We start from the raw sequence: 18645 nt of genomic DNA on the forward strand, positions 1-18645 counted from the left end.
ACAGGGTAGCGACGCGAGTTCGACGCGACCTGGACGCCGCGGATGAGGCCGGGAACTCGCGGATCCGGCTTGGACGTCGAGGATGACGGGAGAGGGAGCCGCCTGTGGGAATCGAACCCACGACCTTCTCATTACGAGTGAGACGCTCTGCCGACTGAGCTAAGGCGGCGTGCACGCGGGGCCTGAGCCCCGGACACGATTACACAGCATAGCCTGCTCGCGCCCCCGGGCGTGAATCAGGACGGCGCGGTCGAGCAGAGGCCCCGCGACGGCGACGGCTACCGCTGCGCTCGGCTCAGGCGAGCGCGCCGCGGAGCTCCTCGAAGGAGCGGGCGATGCGTCCGGGCAGGGCCTCCCGGCCGTCGTGATCGACCCAGGCCGCCCAGGCGTGGCGGACGGCGGCGAGCCCGAGGAGCGTCAGCATCCGCGCCCGGCTGCGCACCCGCTCCGCGTCGTCGTCCTCCTGGCCGAGACGCTCGGCGACGAGCCCCTCGACCGCGAGCTCGAACTCGCGCATGCCCGCGATCTTCAGACCGACCAGATGCGGGTGCTCGCGGAAGAGCGCGCGGCGGAGGACGTGCAGCTCCCGGTCCTCCTCGAGCGGCTCCTCCATCGCGGCGACGAAGACCCGCTGCAGGTCCTCGAGCACGGCGCCCCGGCCCGCGACGAACGCCGCCGCCGTCTCGTCGGCGATGACCGGGAGCCCGCCGACCAGCGCGTCCTCCTTCGAGGCGAAGTAGTTGAAGAAGGTGCGCGTGGACACGTCGGCGGCGCGCGAGACGTCGTCGATGGTCACGCGCTCCGGCCCGCGCTCGCTAGCGAGGCGGAGGACCGCGATCTCGATCGCCCGCCGCGTGGCCAGGCGCTTGCGCTCGCGGAGCCCGGGCTGCTGCTCGCGGGACCGCTCCTGCTCGGTCAGCACTTCGGGTCCACCTCCGGGACGGTCCCCTCGAGCAGGTACGCGTCGACCGCGTCGTTCACGCAGGACGTCGACTTGTTGTAGGCCGTGTGGCCCTCGCCGTCGTAGGTGACCAGGTGACCGGCGGAGAGCTCGCCCGCGAGCGCCTGCGCCCACACGTAGGGCGTCGCGGGATCGTTCGTGGTGCCCACGACCAGGATGGGCGCCGAGCCCTCCGCGGTGATCGGCTCGCGGGAGCCCTCGAACGCCGCCGGCCACTCGCTGCAGAGGATGTCGCCGTAGGCCATGTAGCGGCCGATCGTCGGCGCGGCCTGCCCGAGAGCGGCCTCGTCGGCGCGCATCGAGGCGGTGTCGGCGTCGTAGGAGTAGTCGACGCAGTTGATCGCGAGGAACGCCTCGGTGGTGTTGTCCGCGTACCGGCCGTCCGCGTCGCGCCCGTTGTAGGCGTCCGCGTACTGGAACGCGACCGCGGGGTCGCCCCGGCGGACGTCGGCCAGCATCTCGCTCAGCGCTCCCCACGCCGTGGCGTCGTAGAGCGGATAGACGATCGCGGTGAACAGCGTGCTCGCGCCGAGCTCACGGCCATCGGCGGCCCGGATCGGCGAGGCGTCCACGTCCTCGAGCATGCGCTTCAGCTGGGCCATCCCCGCGTCGACGGTGCCGGTGAACGGGCAGTCGTCCGAGCGGAGGCAGTCGGCGAGGTAGGCGCGCAGTGCGCTCTCGAACCCCTTCGCCTGCTCGCGCACCACGTCGAACGAGGTGGCCGCCGGATCGATCGCGCCGTCGAGGACGAGGCGGCCGACCCGGTCCGGGAACAGCCCGGCGTAGGTCGCTCCGAGGAACGTGCCGTAGGAGTAGCCGAGGTAGTGCAGCGTCTCGTCGCCGAGCGCCGCGCGCAGCACGTCGAGATCACGAGCGGCGCTCGGGGTGCCGACCTCGGGCAGCAGCGGCCCGCTGCGCTCCTGGCAGGCGGCGGCGAACGCAGCGGCGGACGTGCGCTGCGCCTGGACCCACTCGTCGCTGCCCCGCTCCCCGGGCGTGATGTCGTAGAGGTAGGAGTCGAGGCCCGCGGCGTCGAGGCAGGAGACCGCGGTGGAGGCGCCCACTCCGCGCGGATCGAAGCCGACGACGTCGTACCGGGCGGCGAGCGCGGAGTCGACCGCGTAGTCGGCGCTGTCGCGGATGAAGTCGACGCCCGACGCTCCCGGTCCGCCCGGGTTCACGAGCAGGGAGCCGATCGCCGGTCCCTTCGTCGCGGGTCGGCGCACCAGGGCGATCGACGCCGTCTTTCCCGAGGGGTCGTCCCAGTCGAGCGGGACTGTCGCGTCGGTGCAGAGAGCGCCGTCGCCGCAGTCGTCCCAGATCAGCACCTGCGAGTAGTAGCGCTCCAGGGAGTCGTCGACGGTCTGCGGATAGGGGGTGGAGGTCCGGTCGACGCTCGGGCCGGGCGCGAAGCAGCCGGTCAGGAGGGACGCGGCCGCGGCGAGCGCGACGACGACGGCCGACCGGCGCCCCCGCCTCACGCGGCCACCGGACGGCGCGCCGCCACGACCAGCAGCGCCTCGAGAGCGAGGACCGGGGAGACGTTCGCGTCGATCCGCTGCCGGGCGGTCGCGATCGCGTCGAGGACGGCGAGCGTGCGGTCGGGCGGAGTCGCGTCGGCGAGCGCGGTCATCTCGGTCCGGACCTCCTCGTTGATGACGCCGCCGGGCGCTCCGAGCTGGAGGCGCACCACGTCGCGGTAGAGGGAGAGCAGGTCGACGAGGATCCGGTCGAGGCCGTCGCGGAGGCTCCGCGTCGCGCGTCGCTTCTGATCCTCCTCGAGCGCCCGCAGCTGCGAGCGGAGCTGCGCGGGCACGGTGCCCCCGGGCTCGACGCCGAGCGAGCGCAGCGCCTGCTGCCGCTCGGCCTCGTCGCGCTCGAGCGTGATCGCCTTGGCGTCCTCGGTCGCGACCTCGATCATCCGCGCAGCGCCGAGCACCGCGTCCGAGACGCCGCGGAGGCGCAGGGCGATGCGGAGCGTCTCCTCGCGGCGCTCGCGCGCGTTCGCGTCGGTCGCCAGGCGGTGCGCCATCCCGATGTGGCTCTGAGCCTGGCGGGCGGCGCGCTCGGCGGTCTCGGGGTCGACCCCGTCGCGGCGCTCGAGGAGACCGGCGACGTCCTCGACGCTCGGCACGCGGAGCCGCACGGAGCGGACGCGGGAGCGGATGGTGGGGAGCAGATCGGCCTCGCTCGGGGCGCACAGGATCCAGACCGTGCGCTCCGGCGGCTCTTCGAGCGCCTTCAGCAGCACGTTGGACGTGCGCTCGCTCATCCGGTCGGCGTCCTCGATGACCATGACGCGGTAGCGCGACACCGAGGGCGAGTACTGCGAGCTGCTGACCAGCCGCCGCACCTCGTCGATCGAGATGATCACGCGCTCGGTCGTCAGCACGGCGAGGTCGGGATGGGAGCGGGCGGCGACCTGGCGGCAGTCGGGGCACTCCCCGCAGCCGCCGTGGCGGCAGAGCAGTGCGGAGGCGAACGCGTAGGCGAGGTTCGAGCGGCCGGACCCGGGAGGGCCGGTGATGAGCCAGGAGTGCGTCATCGACGACGACTCCCGGCCACGGTCGTCCCGGGGCGTCGAGGCGTCCTGCAGGGCGCCGATGGCGTGCTCCTGCCCGACGAGCTGGCTCCAGACGGTCATGCCACCAGGCTAACCGCGAGCACCGACAGCCGACGCGCCGTCGAGGAGGACGGCGACCCGCTCCCGCACCGCGGCCGCGATCTCCTCGACGGGGAGAGCGGCGTCCAGGACGAGGAAGCGCTCGGCGTCCGTCTCGGCGATCGCCAGGAACGCCTCGCGCACGCGCCCGTGGAACTCCGCCTTCTCGGCCTCCAGCCGGTCGAAGCGGGTGCGGGCCGCGTCGAGCCGGCCCCGCGCGACGGCGGGGTCGAGGTCGAGCAGGACGGTGAGGTCTGGCCTCAGGTCGTGGGTGGCCCACTCCGAGAGCCGCCGGACCTCGACGGCGTCGAGGACCCGCCCGGCTCCCTGGTAGGCGACGGAGGAGTCGATGTAGCGGTCCTGCACGACGACCTCGCCGCGCTCGAGCGCCGGTCGCACGAGCGTCCCGATGTGCTGGGCGCGGTCCGCCGCGTAGAGCAGGGCCTCGGCCCGCGGGTCGATCTCGCCGCGGTGGTGCAGAACGATCTCGCGGATCTGCAGGCCCACCTCGGTGCCCCCGGGCTCGCGGGTGCGGACGACGGTCTCGCCCCGCGTGCCCAGCCACTCCTCGAGCAGCCGGGCCTGCGTGGTCTTGCCCGCGCCGTCCCCGCCCTCGAGGGTGACGAACAGCCCGGTCACGACTCGGTCGCGTCCGACGTCTCGGCGGCGGCCGCCGCGGCCGCGCGGCTCGCGGAGGTGGCGCGGGGCGCGGCGGGCTTCTTCGCTGCGGTCGTCTTCTTGGCGGCCGCGGCCGTCTTGGCCGCGGTCGTCTTGGCCACCGTCGTCTTAGCCGCCGTCGTCTTAGCCGCTGTCGTCTTGGCCGCCGTGGTCTTCGCCGCGGGCTTCTTGGCCGGCGCGCGCTTGGCCGGAGCCTTCTTGGCCGGGCCCTTCGCGCGCTTGTCGGCGAGCATCTGGACCGCCTGCTCGAAGTCGATCTCCTCGATCGTGAGGCCCTTGGAGATCGTGACGTTGGTCTCGCCGTCGGTCACGTAGGCGCCGAAGCGTCCGTCGCGGATCCGGATCGGCTTGCCGCTGACGGGGTCCGCCTCGAACTCCTTCAGCGCGCTCGACGCGCGTCGCGCCCCGTACTTCGGCTGGGCGAAGATCTCGAGCGCCGTCGGCAGGTCGACCTCGAAGATCTGGTCCTCGCTGGTGAGCGACCGGCTGTCGGTGCCCTTCTTGATGTACGGGCCGTACCGGCCGTTCTGAGCCGTGATCGGCTCGCCGCTCTCGGGGTCGTCGCCGACCGTGCGCGGCAGGTCGAGCAGGCGCAGCGCCGTCGCCAGGTCGATCGACGCGACGTCCATGAACTTGAAGAGGGAGGAGGTGCGCGGCTTCACGACAGCGGGCTTCTTCGCGCCGCGCTTCGCGGGCGCGGGCTCGACGACTTCCCCGGTGGCGGGATCCGCCGCGGTCTCCGGCTCCGGATCGACCTCGGTCACGTAGGGGCCGAAGCGCCCGTCCTTGACGACGACGGTCTTGCCCGAGTCGGGGTTGCTTCCCAGCACGCGGTCGGTCTGCACCGGGGCGTCGACGAGCTCCTGCGCCTTGGCGGGCGTGAGCTCGTCGGGAGCCAGCTCGAGCGGCAGGTTGACGCGACGCGGCGTCTCCTGCCCCTCCTCCTGGGCCACCTCGAGGTAGGGGCCGTACTTGCCGATGCGCAGGGTGATGTCGTCCGTGATCCGGACGGAGTTGATGCTCTTCGCATCGATCTCGCCGAGGTTGTCCACGACGTGTCGGAGCCCGGGGTGCGTGCCTCCGCCGAAGTAGAAGCGGTTGAGCCAGGCGACGCGGTCCTCCTCGCCGCCGGCGATGCGGTCGAGGTCGCCCTCCATCTCGGCGGTGAAGTCGTACTCCACCAGGTCGGAGAAGAAGTCCTCGAGCAGCCGGACCACCGAGAAGGCGATCCAGTTGGGCACGAGGGCGGTCCCGCGCGGAGTGACGTAGCCGCGGTCGACGATGGTGGAGATGATCGACGCGTAGGTCGAGGGCCGGCCGATGCCGAGCTCCTCGAGCGCCTTGACCAGGCTCGCCTCCGTGTAGCGCGGGGGCGGCGAGGTCTCGTGGCCCTTGGCCTCGACCTCGGCGACGACCAGGCTCTGGCCGACCTCGAGCACCGGCAGCTTGGCGTCCTTCTCGTCGCGGGCGCCGTGACGCTCCTCGTCGCGCCCCTCCTCGTAGGCGAGCAGGAATCCGCGGAAGGTGATGACGGTTCCGGAGGCGGTGAACTCGGCGGTCTTCGCGACGTCGCCGGCCGGCTCGGCGAGCAGCGTCACGGTGGCGGTCGAGCCCTTGGCGTCGGCCATCTGCGAGGCGACGGTGCGCTTCCAGATGAGCTCGTAGAGGCGGAGGTCGTTGCCGCGGAGGGTGCCCGAGAGCTGGTCCGGGGTGCGGAAGGTCTCGCCCGCGGGCCGGATGGCCTCGTGCGCCTCCTGCGCGTTCTTGTTCTTGCCGGAGTACAGGCGGGGCTTGTCCGGGACGGTCTCGGCTCCGTAGAGGGACGCGGCCTGAGTGCGTGCGGCGTTCAGCGCCTGCTGCGAGAGCCCGGGCGAGTCGGTCCTCATGTAGGTGATGAAGCCGTTCTCGTAGAGCGACTGCGCGACGCTCATCGTCTGGCGCGCCGAGAAGCGGAGCTTGCGCGCCGCCTCCTGCTGGAGCGTGGACGTGGTGAACGGGGCGGCGGGGCGGCGCGAGTACGGCTTGGACTCGAGGTTCGAGACCCGGACCGTGGTGGCGGGGTCGCGCAGCGCCTCGGCGAGGGCACCGGCGGTGGACTCGTCGAGGACGGTGACGTCGCCCTTCAGCTGACCGCGGTCGTCGAAGTCGCGGCCGCTTCCGATCCGCTTGCCGTCGAGCCGCGCCAGGCGGGCGTCGAAGCCCGCCGCGGCGTCCGACTCGGGTGCGAGCACGGTGGCGAGGTCCCAGTAGCTCGCCGACACGAACGCCAGGCGCTCCCGCTCGCGGTCGACCACCAGGCGGGTCGCGGCCGACTGCACCCGACCGGCCGAGAGCCCGGGGCCGACCTTGCGCCACAGGACGGGCGAGATCTCGTAGCCGTAGAGGCGGTCGAGGATGCGGCGGGTCTCCTGGGCGTCGACCAGGGAGGTGTCGATGTCCCGGGTGTTGTCGCGCGCCTTCTGGATCGCGTCCTTCGTGATCTCGTGGAAGACCATGCGGTGCACGGGGACCTTGGGCTTGAGCTCCTCGAGGAGGTGCCACGCGATGGCCTCGCCCTCGCGGTCCTCATCAGTGGCGAGGTAGAGCTCGTCGGCGTTCTTCAGCGCGCGCTTGAGGTCGGCGACCGTCTTCTTCTTCTGGTCGGAGACGACGTAGTAGGGCTCGAAGCCGTTGTCGACGTCGACGGAGAACTTGCCCAGCGGGCCCTTCTTCAGCTCCGGGGGGAGGTTCTTCGGCTCGATGAGGTCGCGGATGTGCCCGACGGAGGCGAGCACCTCGTAGCCGTCGCCCAGGTACTGGGCGATGGTCTTGGCTTTCGCCGGCGACTCGACGATCACCAGCTTCTTCGTGCCGGACACAGTTCTCCTCGATTGGTGCTGTCGGGTCGGACGACCAGTGGTCCGACGTCCCCTTGCTGCGGGGAGACGGTGCGCGGCGACGTGGTGCGGGGAACGGCGACGCGTCCCCATCGGCGGGGGCGCCCGACAGGCACACCATACACACTGACCCCGGACGTCCTGCCCCCTCCCGAGGACACGGGGACCTCGGGAGGACGCTGGACACGGCCTCGGAGCCGCCTGCCCGGCCTGCCGACGACGGGGGTGACGCGCGGCGCCGATCGGCGCATGATGAGGCATGGCAACGACGCACACCACCACGACCTCCGCCTACACGGCCAAGCTCCTCGACGGACCGCTGGAGGGCAAGACCCTCCGCCGGGGATACGGCGACGATCAGGCCCCCGCCGCACGCCTCGAGATCCCCGGGGCGAGGGCGGGCTCCCGCTACATCTACCTCCTCGCCGGCGGCCTCGAGCACGACGAGGGCGCGGGCGCCCTGCCGACCGCCGCCGCGTACCGGTACCAGCGACTCTCCTCCGACTGACGCGCTCCCGCGGCGTCGTCCGGACCTCGGTCCGGACGACGCCCGCTACTGCCTCCGCCCTCAGGGCGGAGGGCCGGCCCTCGACCGCGCCGTGAGGGAGAGCGGACCCGCGGCGACGGCCGCCTCCGTTCTCGCGACGCCCCCGTCGACGTCGCAGAGGACGAGCTCGGCGCCGTTCGCGAGGGCCACGGCGGCGGCACGTCCGCACGGATCCCCGGCCAGCAGGCCGGAGGCGACGTCGGCCGCTGCCAGGGACGAGGCGTCCGCGGCGGCGACCGCTCGCTGGTGCCCGACGACTCCTGCGCAGCCGGCGAGCACGGCGGCCGTCACCAGGATCGTGCCCGCGACGACTCCGATCGCCACGACCGCGGCCGATCCCTCCTCCCGGTCGCGGACAGCCCCGGGGAGCCGGCGGATCATCCGCCTCCGCCCAGCGCGCAGGACCGGACCGAGACCGGGAGCGACACCGCCGGGAGCGGGCGCAGCCGGGCCGCGACGTCGACGCAGACCAGTCCGTCCTGCTCCCCCGCCGTGAGCGACGCCCCCGCCACCCGGGCGAGCGGCGTGCGGGGGTCGTCGCCCCGGGCCGCGGACCGGGCCGCGTCGGCGGCCGCGTCGACGAGCCGGACGTACTGCGCCGAGGCCGCCACCGACCCCAGGCACAGCGCCAGTACCGCGACCACCGCCGGGAGCACGAGCGCGAGCTCGGCAGTGCCCGAGCCCTCCTCCTGGACGAGCCGCCCGCGCAGCAGCGGAAGGCCTCTCATCCCGCCGCGGTGAGCGCGCGGGTCACCAGGTCGGTCAGGATGCTCCGCACCTCGTCGCCCTTGAGGATGACCACGAGCAGCCCGGCGAAGCCGACCGCGGCCATCGTCGCGATCGCGTACTCCGCCGTCGCCGACCCCTCCTCGTCGCCCAGAGCGCCGAGACCTCCCCACCCGGGTCGGCACCACTCGACGCGCCCCGCGGAGACGTCGATGCCCGTTCCTCCGCCGGACACCGCACCTCCGCCGCTCCTCGAGCCCCGGCTCGTTCCGGCCACACCACTTCCCGCATCCCTCCTCCTACCGAGTCCTCGACTCCGGGAGACTTCCCCGCCGCTGATCGCCGTGTCACTGCTCATGTGTCCTGCTCCGTTCCGCCCCGCTCCGTGCCCCTCCTCCGAGGATCGCGGACTCCCGATCCCACCGATCGACCCTCCGGTGGATCCGTGGAGACGCCTCCCGATCCCGCCCCTGTGGAGGAGCGGTCGACCGAATCACGCCGCCACCGAGAACGTCGAGAGCAGCACCGAGACGACCATCGGAGCCACTCCGAGCAGCAGGAACGCCGGCAGCACGCAGACTCCGAGCGGCAGCATCAGGGTCACGCCGAGCCGAGCGGCTCGCTCCCGCGCCCCGGAGGACGCCCGTGCCCGGACCAGAGCCGCCTCGCTCCGGAGCAGGCGTCCGGCCGGCACGCCCGCCGCCGCGGAGAGGGCGAGCACCGGGTCCGCGTCGGAGAGCACGCGCTCGCCCGAGTCGAGCCCGCACTCGGCGAGCGCCGCCACGACCCGGGCGCGCGACGACTCGATCGAGCCGCCACCGGCCAGCGCCACCGAGAGGAGGTCGAGCGCGAGCCCGGGCGCCGGATCGGCCGGGGCCGCGCTTCGGACGAGGCGCCGCGACCACGCGTGCGCGGCCGCCATCAACCCGGCTCCCCCGACCAGGCAGACCGCACCGGGCACCGTCCCGAGGAGCACGCCGACCACGTCGAAGCCCAGCAGCGCCCCCAGACCCAGCGCCGCCAGCGGCAGCGCGCTCACGACCCTCCCGGTGGCGGAGGGACCGGCCAGAGCCACCTCGATGTCCCGGCGGGCGCGCGCCAGCTCGCGCAGGGACTCCGCCAGCTCGCCGAGAGCGGCGGCGACCGGCGCGCCGGAGTCGGCGGCCACCCGCCACGCGGCGGCCAGCGCCGCCCACGCGGTCGCCTCACCGGTGTCCGGCGCTCGCCGTCGCGGCCGCTTCCGCTCCGAGCCGCTCCGCCGCGAAACCGGCGTCCCGCGCAGCAGCGCCTCCGTCACGTCGCCCCCGCGGCCGGCCTCCTCCGACACCGCCCGGAGCAGTCGCCGCCGCCGCGCGTCCCCGCTGTCCGCCCCCTCCGCCCCCGCGAGATGCCCGAGGGCCGACGCGGGAGCCACTCCCGCCGCGAGGAGGACGGCCAGTCGGTGCACGACGGCCGCGACCTCGTCCAGCCCGTCGCGGCCCGTCACGCGCTCGACCTCGAGGCGCTCGGGAGCGACCCGTCCTCGACCCTCAGGCGGCCGGCCGCGTCGAGCGCGAACGTCCCGAATGCCGCCAGCCGCCGCCGCCCGGCGCGGCGCTCCAGGTGGAGCACCAGGTCGATCGCGCTGACCGTCTGGCGGGCGATCGCCTCGGGCCCGAGTCCCGCGAGGACCCCGAGCGCCTCGAGACGCGCGGGCACGTCCTCGAGGGAGTTCGCGTGGAGGGTCCCCGCACCGCCGTCGTGCCCGGTGTTCAGCGCGGACAGCAGCTCGCGCAGCTCGACGCCGCGGCACTCGCCGAGGACCAGGCGGTCCGGACGCATCCGCAGCGCCTCCCGCACGAGCCGGTCCAGGCCCACGGCACCGGCGCCCTCGAGGTTGGGCTGCCGCGCCTCGAGCGAGACGACGTGCGGGTGCGCCGGCCGGAGCTCGCCGACGTCCTCGATGGCGACGATCCGCTCGGTCGGCGCCGCGCACCCGAGCAGGGCGCCGAGCAGGGTGGTCTTGCCTGATCCACCGGCTCCCGTGATCAGCAGATTCCACCGCTCGCGGACCGCCCGGCGCAGAAGCCGCACTCCGTCGTCGTCCAGCATCCCGGCCGCCTGCAGCTCCCCGAGCGTCCAGGAGTCCGACCGCGGCACCCGCACCGACACGAGCGCTCCCCCGGTCGCCACCGGCGGCAGCACGACGTGCACGCGGACCCCGTGGCGGAGCCTGACGTCCACGCACGGGCTCGCCTCGTCGACGTGCCGTCCACCGGCCGCGACCAGCGCGACGGCCAGCCGCCGTGCTCCGGCGGCGTCGAGCGTCCACTCCGGAACCCGCTCCGCACCACCGCCCCGGTCGATCCAGAGGCCCGCGCCGCCGTTCACGAAGAGGTCGGTCACCGCGGGATCAGCGGCGTGCGGCGCGAGCAGCCCGAGACCGGCCGCGGCGGGCCGCACCGGCAGCGGGTCGCGGCGGTGCTCGGCGGGGACGAGGGGGACGAAGTCGCGGGTCATCCCGGCACGCTAGGAGCCCGTTCCGCGCGCCGGGGCGCTCCCTGCCCGATCGGAGGAGAGACGCCCGCGTCGGCACCTGTGGAGGAACGACCCGGGCCGGACGCGCGCGCAGGGGCGGCCCGGGGCTCTCGGCAGGGAGCCGCTCCGAGGGGGGCCCCACGGCGCAGAGAAGCCCGGTCGACGAGGAGACGTCCCGGCAACGCGGAAACGCCCCCGCGAGCAGGGCTCGAGCGGGGGCGTCCGTCCGCCGGATCCGGCGGGAAGAAGGGGGCGGCACCCATTGGGGGGAACAGGTGCCGCCTCGGCGGCGCTGGATTGGGGGGAATCACTTGCGCCGCTGGGCCGAAGTTCATTCGGCCGTATGCAACTGTAGGGGACGGATCGCGATTCGCCAAGCCCGGATCCTGTTCTCTGCGGACTCTTATCCGACGCCCGCCCCGCACCCAGCTTGCGGCGCTCGGCGATCCGCGCTGGAGGCGGGCGCTACGGTGGTGCGACGCCGACCGCGCGGGCCGGCGAACGTCTCACTCGCGAAGGAGCGAATCGCAGATGTCCACTCCCCCCGACGCCCCGGCCGCCGACCGGAACGCCATCGACAACCTCCTCCACGAGACCCGCCGGTTCCCGCCGCCGGCCGATCTCGCCGCCGGAGCGGTCGCGACCGCCGCGCTCTACGACGAGGCCGCGGCCGACCGCCTCGCCTTCTGGGCCGACCGGAGCCGCGAGCTCCTGCACTGGCACCGACCGTTCACGCGCACCCTCGACTGGAGCGAGCCCCCGTTCGCGAAGTGGTTCGACGACGGTGAGCTGAACGTGGCCTACAACTGCCTCGACCGCCACGTCCTGGCCGGCCACGGCGACCGCGTCGCCCTGCACTGGGAGGGCGAGCCCGGCGACTCCCGCTCGATCACCTACGCCGAGCTCACCGCCGAGGTGAAGCGCGCCGCGAACCTGCTCACGAGCCTCGGCGTCCGCGCCGGCGACCGCGTCGCGATCTACCTGCCCATGATCCCGGAGGCGGTCATCGCGATGCTCGCCGTCGCCCGGCTGGGGGCGGTCCACTCCGTCGTCTTCGGCGGCTTCAGCGCCGAGAGCCTGCGCGCGCGCATCGACGACGCGGAGGCGACACTCGTCATCACCGCCGACGGCGGCTGGCGCAAGGGCGCCGTCTCGCCCCTGAAGCCGGCGGTCGACGCCGCGCTCGCCCTCGGCGGCGAGTCCAGCGTCCAGCACGTCCTGGTCGTGCGCCGCGGAGGCAACGAGGTCGCCTGGCACGAGGGGCGCGACCTCTGGTGGCACGAGGAGATCGTGGCGGTCGACGCCGACCACGTCGCCAAGCCGTTCCCCGCCGAGCAGCCCCTCTTCATCCTCTACACGAGCGGCACGACCGGGAAGCCCAAGGGCATCCTGCACACCAGCGGCGGGTACCTCACCCAGGTCGCCTTCACGCACCGCGCGGTCTTCGACCTGCACCCCGAGTCGGACGTCTACTGGTCGACCGCGGACGTGGGCTGGATCACCGGACACAGCTACGTCGTCTACGGCCCGCTCGCCAACGGCGCCACCCAGGTGATGTACGAGGGCACTCCCGACAGCCCGCATCCCGGCCGCTGGTGGGAGATCGTCGAGAAGCACGGCGTGACGATCCTCTACGCGGCGCCCACGGCGATCCGCTCCTTCATGAAGCTCGGCCGGCAGATCCCGCAGCGCTTCGACCTCTCGAGCCTGCGCCTGCTCGGATCGGTCGGCGAGCCGATCAACCCGGAGGCGTGGGTCTGGTACCGCGACGTCATCGGCGGCGGCCGCACCCCCATCGTCGACACGTGGTGGCAGACCGAGACCGGCGCGATGATGGTGTCCCCCCTGCCCGGGGTGACGACTCTCAAGCCCGGGTCCGCGCAGGTCGCTCTGCCGGGGATCTCGATCGACGTGGTCGACGACGCCGGGACGCCGGTCGGCGCCGACGAGGGCGGACTGCTCGTGATCACCGAGCCCTGGCCGGCGATGCTGCGCGGCATCTGGGGCGACCCGGAGCGCTACGTCGAGACCTACTGGTCGAAGTTCGGCGACCGCTACTTCGCGGGTGACGGAGCGCGTCGCGACCAGGACGGCGACCTCTGGCTCCTGGGGCGCGTGGACGACGTGATGAACGTCTCCGGCCACCGCCTCTCGACCGCCGAGATCGAGTCGGCCCTCGTCTCCCACCCGGTCGTCGCCGAGGCGGCCGTCGTGGGAGCCGCGGACGAGACCACCGGCCAGGCCGTGGTCGCGTTCGTGATCGCGAAGGCGAGCCAGGCCGAGGCGCTGGCCCACGGACACGAACAGCTCGAGGCCACCCTGAAGGCGCACGTCGCCGAGCACATCGGCGCGATCGCCCGCCCGAAGCGGATCTTCGTGGTGCAGGAGCTGCCCAAGACCCGCTCGGGGAAGATCATGCGCCGGCTGCTGCGCGACGTGGCGGAGGGACGCGCCGTGGGCGACACGACGACGCTCGCGGACACGCAGGTGATGGCGGTGATCTCCTCCGCGATCGCCGCGGACTGACCGGGCGCCGCCCCCTCCCGCCGCGTGGGCCGGAGGGGGCGGTGCGTCAGTCGAAGGCGACGATCAGCTCGACCTCGACGGGAGCGCCGAGGGGCAGCTCCGCCACCCCGACGGCCGAGCGCGCGTGACGGCCGGGCTCGCCGAACACGTCGCCGAGCAGCTCCGAGGCGCCGTTGATCACGCCGGGCTGCCCGGTGAAGCCGGAGGCGGACGCGACGAAGCCGGTGAGCTTCACGATCCGCGTCACCCGGTCGAGCGATCCGATCGCGTCGGCGACGGCCGCGAGCGCGTTGAGGGCGCAGGTGCGGGCCAGGTCCTTCGCCTGCTCGGGCGACACCTCGTCGCCGACCTTGCCGACCAGCGGCAGAGCGCCGTCGACGAAGGGGATCTGCCCGGCGATGTAGACGAGGCCGCCGTGCACGACAGCGGGGACGTAGGCGCCGGCGGGGACCGCGACCGCCGGCAGCTCGACGCCGAGCTCCGCGAGACGCTCGGCGATCACGCGCCGGCCTCGGCGACGGGGCGCTTGAGGTACGCGACGAGGCCGCCCTCGGGACCGGTCACGATCTGGACCAGCTCCCAGCCCTCGGATCCCCAGGTGTTCAGGATCGCCGTGGTGTTGTGGATCATCAGCGGGGTGGTGATGTACTCCCAGCGCGGGACGGACATGGCTCTCCTCGGGTGCGGCCGGTGCGGGACGACTGCTGAGCGCCGCGCGTCGGCGGGATGAGCGCCGCGGCTCGTCCGAGCGCGGCGACTACGCTGATTCTATGTCGGGGCAGGGCGGGACCAGAGTCGTGAAGACCATAGGCGGCGCCGTCGGCGGTCTGATCGGCATCGTCGCCATGAGCGTCGTCGCGGGAGTCCTGGTGGCCGCCTCGGTGACGCCGGCGATCGCGCTGAGCGGCATGGCCGCCGGCAACACGGTGGAGATGTTCGACAACCTCCCCGAGTACCTCGAGATCGGCACGCTCGCCGAGAAGAGCGACGTGTACGCGAAGGACTCCTCCGGCGGCGACGTGCTGCTCGCCTCCTTCTACGCCCAGAACCGCGTCGAGGTGGGCTGGGACGAGATCTCGCCGTTCGTGAAGGACGCCGTGGTCGCCTCCGAGGACCCCCGCTTCTACGAGCACGGCGGCATCGATCTACTCGGCACCGTCCGCGCGGCCGCGACGACGGCCATGGGCGGGGACGTCCAGGGCGGCTCCTCCATCACGCAGCAGTACGTCAAGAACGTGCTCGTGCAGAAGGCGGAGGCGCTCAGCGATCCGATCGAGCGCGACGCGGCCTACCGCGAGGCCACGGAGACCACTCCGGAGCGCAAGGTCGCCGAGATGCGGCTCGCCATCGGGCTCGAGAAGGAGTACCCGAAGAACGACATCCTGCTGGGCTACCTCAACATCGCCCTGTTCGGCGGCACCGTCTACGGCGTCGAGGCGGCCGCCCGCTACTACTTCGGAGTGAGCGCGAAGGACCTCTCGCTCGCGCAGTCCGCCGCGCTCGTCGCGATCGTGAACAACCCCGAGAAGTTCCGCTTCGACCGGCCCGGCGACCCGGCGAACCCCGCCGCGGAGGGCTACCCGCAGACCCGGGACCGGCGCGACTACATCGTCACCCGCATGGACCTCGAGTCGAAGGTGACGTCCGAGCAGGCGCAGGCGGCCGTCGCCGAGCCCGTGACGCCGAACATCACCGAGCCGAGCACCGGCTGCCAGACGGCCGGAGTCGCGGCCTTCTTCTGCGACTACGTCACCTGGGTCATCAAGAACGACGACGCGTTCGGTGCGAGCCAGGACGAGCGCGACGCCACCTTCAAGCGCGGCGGCTACCGGATCTACACGACCCTCGACTCCGACCTGCAGCAGGCCGCCGTCTCGGCCACCGACGACTGGGTGCCCAAGTCGATGGCGAACGTGAACATCGGCAGCGCGAGCGTCTCGGTCGAGGTCGGCACCGGCCGCATCCTCGCGATGACCCAGAACAAGGACTACTCCAACGATCCGGACCTGACGGGCCCCAACTACACGAGCGTCAACTACAACACCGACTTCGGGTACGGCGGCTCCTCGGGATTCCAGGTCGGCTCGACCTACAAGGTGTTCACCCTCGCGGAGTGGCTGCAGGAGGGGCACTCGCTCGGCGAGAGCGTCGACGGCACCCGCCGCGCCTACACGACCTTCCGTGACAGCTGCGAGCCCGACGGCGTCTACTACGGCGAGTCCTGGAACCCCGGGAACGACGAGGGCGGCAACGGAGGAGTGACCACGGCCCTGCAGGCCACGACCGGCTCGATCAACACCTCGTTCGCCGCCATGGCCCAGCAGCTGGACCTCTGCGGCATCCGCAACACGGCGCTGGCGATGGGCGTGCACCGTGCCGACGGGACCGAGCTGCAGAAGCTCGCGCCGACCATCCTCGGCACCAACGAGATCGCTCCGCTCACGATGGCCACGGCCTTCGCCGGCTTCGCGAACAAGGGCACCGTCTGCACGCCCATCGCGTTCGACCGGATCGTCGACCGCACGGGCGCGGACGTCGCGCCGCCCGCCTCCGAGTGCAGCCAGGGGATGTCCGAGGAGGTGGCCGCGACCGCCGGCTACGCCCTGCAGCAGGTGGTGACGGGCGGCACCGGCGCCCCCTCCAACCCCCGCACCGGGGTGCCGCACATCGGCAAGACCGGCACCACGGACGACGCGCTGCACACGTGGATGGTCGGCGCGAGCACCGAGGTCGCCACCGCCACCTGGGTCGGCAACGTGACCGGCTTCACCTCCATGCGCGGATTCAGTCTCAACCGGGTGAACGCCGGTCAGGTGCGCCACCAGATCTGGCCGCGCATCATGCGCGTCGCCGACGCGAAGTACGGTGGGACGGCGTTCCCGGCTCCCGTCCGCTCGCTCCTCGACGCTCCGCAGGAGGCCGTGCCCCAGGTCACCGGCCAGAGCCCCTCTGCGGCCGCCGCACGCCTGCGCTCCGTCGGCTTCACGGTCCGCGTCGACACTTCTCCGGTCCCCTCCGACCGCCCGGCAGGGACGGTCGCGCAGACGAACCCTCCCGCCGGGTCGCGCGTCTCCCGGGGCGCGGAGATCACCCTGCAGATCAGCGCCGGACCGGGCGCCCCGCCCCGCGCGGGCTGACCCCCGGCACCCCCGGCTGCTCCCGAGGGAGCGTCCGGCAGAATGAACGCGGCCGCGCTCGCGGCCGACGTGCGAGAGAAGGACCCATGACCGGACGCACCCGTCGCCCCCTCACCACCGCCCTCGCGACCGTCGCCGCGGCCGGAGCCGTCGCCGCGGCCTGGGGCATCGGCGTCGAGCGGACGCTGTTCACCGTCCGGCGCACGTCGTTCCCGGTGCTGCCCGCCGGTTCCGAGCCGATCCGCGTCCTGCACGTGTCTGACCTGCACATGGCCCCGTGGCAGAGCAAGAAGCAGGAGTGGATCCGCTCGCTCCTCGCCCTGGCGCCCGACGTCGTGGTCGACACCGGCGACAACCTCGGCCACCGCGACGGCGTGCTCGGCATCCGCCGGGCCCTGGAGCCCTTCGCCGGGATCCCCGGCGCCTTCGTCAACGGATCTAACGACTACTTCGGCCCTCGGTTCAAGAACCCGCTCCGCTACTTCGTCGGCCCCTCCAAGAACCCCAAGCAGCACGAGGCAGATCTCGACACCGACGGGCTGACCGGCTTCTTCTCGGACGGGCTCGGCTGGGTGGACCTCAACAACCGCGCCGAGAGCATCACGGTGAAGGGGACGCGCATCGAGTTCTTCGGCGTCGACGACCCGCACATCGGCCTCGACCGCATCGACCTCGTCGCCGGAGCCGTGGACGAGCTGCGCGGCGCGGAGGACGGACCGGCCGGGGTCAGCATCGGCGTGGCGCACGCGCCCTACCAGCGCATCCTCGACGACTTCGTCGCCCGCGGCGCCGAGGTGATCCTCGCCGGGCACACGCACGGCGGGCAGGTCTGCGTCCCGGGCTTCGGCGCCCTCGTCACCAACTGTGACATCCCGCGCGACAAGGTCGCCGGCTCGACGACGTGGGACAACGGACTGCGCAGCTCGTACCTCAACGTGTCCGCCGGAGTCGGCACCTCGATCTACGCACCGGTGCGCTTCGCCTGCCGGCCCGAGGTGACCCTCGTCACGCTCACTCCGGCGGCCTGACGAGGGGTGTCCGACGGCGGTCCGGAAATCGGCTACTATTGTCGAGGCTCGTGAGCGGTTCTCCGTGATGAGCACACCGGGGTGTGGCGCAGCTTGGTAGCGCGCCTCGTTCGGGACGAGGAGGTCGTGGGTTCGAATCCCGCTACCCCGACCGGTGAGAAGCCCGGCCAGGATCGATGATCCGGCCGGGCTTCGTCGTTCCCGGGGCGTTCTCGGAATTCTGCTGTGGCGGGGCTCGCCCGCAGGCGGATGCTCGCCCGGGCCGGAGCCTGGTCGACGACGGAGCCGGCGCGATCACCGCCCCGCGCTCTCCGGCTCGAGCACCCCTGTCGGCGTCCCGAGCGTCCTGCGCACGGGCGTGCCTCCAGCCCACTCCCCCGCGCCTCCCGGCCCGATCCCAGCAGCCGGGAGCGAGACTGTTCTTCCGCCGTCGTCGCCGCCCCCGCCCGACGACCGACGAGAGGAGCACCGTGACCCGGTCGCTCACCCGCCTCACCCTCGCCATCAGCGTGCCCTACGTGGTCGCGCTCGCAGCGATCGCCTTCTGGCCGACGCCCGTCGATGCGGGAGTGCGGGGGGATCTCGGCCGAGTGACCTCCTGGTTCGCCCGGCACGGCCTCCCGATGGTCGACTACGCGTTCATCGAGTCGACTGCCAACATCGCCCTGTTCGTGCCCCTGGGGCTGCTCCTGGCCCTCAACCTGCGGCTCCGGAGGGCGTGGGTCGCCGTCGCCGTCGGCGCCGTCGTGAGCTCGCTCATCGAGGCGGGCCAGCTGCTCTTCCTCTCGGCGCGCTTCGCCACCGTCGACGACGTCGTGATGAACACCTCCGGCGCCCTCCTCGGCGCGGTCGCCGGCGTACTGCTCCGGATGGTCGTCCGCGCACGACGACGCCGGAGGGCGGCGGAGTGGGACGACGCCTTCGCGCACATCCCCCTTCACGGCACCTCCGGCGTCGTGGCGGATCAGCCGAGCCGCGTCCGCTGAG

General features: G+C 73.0%; 17 protein-coding genes and 2 tRNA genes. 6 read left to right on the plus strand and 13 right to left on the minus strand.

All coding sequences use genetic code 11. From position 1 onward, the window contains the following. Positions 1–96 precede the first annotated feature (96 nt). The 6 genes from C5B95_RS08680 to topA form a co-directional block, all read right to left on the minus strand. A tRNA-Thr gene (locus tag C5B95_RS08680) sits at positions 97–169 on the minus strand. Between the two features lie 126 nt (positions 170–295). Further along, positions 296–922, minus strand: a complete 627-nt coding sequence (locus C5B95_RS17455; RefSeq protein WP_181027157.1) for a TetR/AcrR family transcriptional regulator — start codon at positions 920–922, stop codon at positions 296–298. After that, the gene (locus C5B95_RS08690; protein ID WP_104348949.1) at positions 916–2442 is read right to left on the minus strand and encodes an alpha/beta hydrolase; all 1527 of its coding nucleotides are present in this window, start codon (positions 2440–2442) and stop codon (positions 916–918) included. The genes C5B95_RS17455 and C5B95_RS08690 overlap by 7 nt, the downstream gene beginning before the upstream one ends. After that, positions 2439–3605 carry a DNA polymerase III subunit delta' gene (locus tag C5B95_RS08695; protein ID WP_104222203.1) on the minus strand — a complete coding sequence of 389 codons (1167 nt, stop codon included), beginning with the start codon at positions 3603–3605 and terminating at the stop codon, positions 2439–2441. The genes C5B95_RS08690 and C5B95_RS08695 overlap by 4 nt, the downstream gene beginning before the upstream one ends. Positions 3606–3614: 9 nt before the next feature. After that, positions 3615–4262 (minus strand): dTMP kinase, encoded by a 648-nt coding sequence (gene tmk, locus C5B95_RS08700; RefSeq protein WP_104237717.1) that lies wholly within the window; start codon positions 4260–4262, stop codon positions 3615–3617. Next, positions 4259–7159 carry a type I DNA topoisomerase gene (topA, locus tag C5B95_RS08705; protein WP_104348950.1) on the minus strand — a complete coding sequence of 967 codons (2901 nt, stop codon included), beginning with the start codon at positions 7157–7159 and terminating at the stop codon, positions 4259–4261. Before topA ends, tmk begins: the two co-directional genes overlap by 4 nt. A 277-nt stretch (positions 7160–7436) precedes the next feature. On the opposite strand from topA, the gene C5B95_RS08710 reads away from it, so the two are divergent. Continuing rightward, positions 7437–7685: a hypothetical protein gene (locus tag C5B95_RS08710; RefSeq protein ID WP_104222197.1), complete on the plus strand. Its 249-nt coding sequence runs from the start codon at positions 7437–7439 to the stop codon at positions 7683–7685. A 60-nt stretch (positions 7686–7745) separates the two neighbouring features. Here the strand turns inward: C5B95_RS08710 and C5B95_RS08715 are convergent, their stop codons facing one another. The 5 genes from C5B95_RS08715 to C5B95_RS08735 form a co-directional block, all read right to left on the minus strand. Beyond that, entirely contained in the window at positions 7746–8105 is a 360-nt protein-coding gene (locus C5B95_RS08715; protein ID WP_104348951.1) for an Rv3654c family TadE-like protein, read from the minus strand. Next, positions 8102–8452, minus strand: coding sequence for a TadE family type IV pilus minor pilin (locus C5B95_RS08720; protein ID WP_104348952.1), 351 nt, complete (start codon positions 8450–8452; stop codon positions 8102–8104). Before C5B95_RS08720 ends, C5B95_RS08715 begins: the two co-directional genes overlap by 4 nt. After that, positions 8449–8685 carry a DUF4244 domain-containing protein gene (locus tag C5B95_RS08725; RefSeq protein WP_258059887.1) on the minus strand — a complete coding sequence of 79 codons (237 nt, stop codon included), beginning with the start codon at positions 8683–8685 and terminating at the stop codon, positions 8449–8451. Before C5B95_RS08725 ends, C5B95_RS08720 begins: the two co-directional genes overlap by 4 nt. 258 nt (positions 8686–8943) lie before the next feature. Continuing rightward, a complete protein-coding gene (locus C5B95_RS08730) occupies positions 8944–9936 on the minus strand; it encodes a type II secretion system F family protein (RefSeq protein WP_104348954.1) in 993 nt (330 codons plus the stop codon). Further along, on the minus strand, positions 9933–10949 hold the full coding sequence (locus C5B95_RS08735; RefSeq protein ID WP_104237723.1) for a TadA family conjugal transfer-associated ATPase: 1017 nt from the start codon (positions 10947–10949) through the stop codon (positions 9933–9935). The genes C5B95_RS08730 and C5B95_RS08735 overlap by 4 nt, the downstream gene beginning before the upstream one ends. A 549-nt stretch (positions 10950–11498) precedes the next feature. Between C5B95_RS08735 and acs the strand changes: the two genes are divergently transcribed. Beyond that, a complete protein-coding gene (gene acs, locus C5B95_RS08740) occupies positions 11499–13493 on the plus strand; it encodes an acetate--CoA ligase (protein ID WP_104267507.1) in 1995 nt (664 codons plus the stop codon). Positions 13494–13539: 46 nt separating this feature from the next. Here acs and C5B95_RS08745 read toward each other — a convergent pair whose 3' ends face one another. Both C5B95_RS08745 and C5B95_RS17460 read right to left on the minus strand, forming a co-directional pair. Next, positions 13540–13995 (minus strand): RidA family protein, encoded by a 456-nt coding sequence (locus tag C5B95_RS08745; RefSeq protein ID WP_219813834.1) that lies wholly within the window; start codon positions 13993–13995, stop codon positions 13540–13542. Continuing rightward, positions 13992–14162 carry a hypothetical protein gene (locus C5B95_RS17460; RefSeq protein ID WP_164861113.1) on the minus strand — a complete coding sequence of 57 codons (171 nt, stop codon included), beginning with the start codon at positions 14160–14162 and terminating at the stop codon, positions 13992–13994. Before C5B95_RS17460 ends, C5B95_RS08745 begins: the two co-directional genes overlap by 4 nt. A 101-nt stretch (positions 14163–14263) precedes the next feature. On the opposite strand from C5B95_RS17460, the gene C5B95_RS08750 reads away from it, so the two are divergent. From C5B95_RS08750 to C5B95_RS17860, 4 genes are all read left to right on the plus strand, one after another. Continuing rightward, positions 14264–16630, plus strand: a complete 2367-nt coding sequence (locus tag C5B95_RS08750; protein WP_104348955.1) for a transglycosylase domain-containing protein — start codon at positions 14264–14266, stop codon at positions 16628–16630. 86 nt (positions 16631–16716) lie between these two features. Then, complete coding sequence (locus C5B95_RS08755) at positions 16717–17658, plus strand: metallophosphoesterase (RefSeq protein ID WP_104348956.1); 942 nt, start codon at positions 16717–16719, stop codon at positions 17656–17658. Positions 17659–17735: 77 nt separating this feature from the next. Then, positions 17736–17809: transfer RNA gene (locus C5B95_RS08760), tRNA-Pro, on the plus strand. Between the two features lie 319 nt (positions 17810–18128). Then, entirely contained in the window at positions 18129–18644 is a 516-nt protein-coding gene (locus tag C5B95_RS17860) for a VanZ family protein (protein ID WP_258059888.1), read from the plus strand. The last annotated feature ends 1 nt before the right edge of the window (position 18645 follow it).

Source organism: Rathayibacter sp. AY1A7 (genome assembly GCF_002930845.1).
Taxonomy (GTDB): Bacteria; Actinomycetota; Actinomycetes; order Actinomycetales; family Microbacteriaceae; genus Rathayibacter.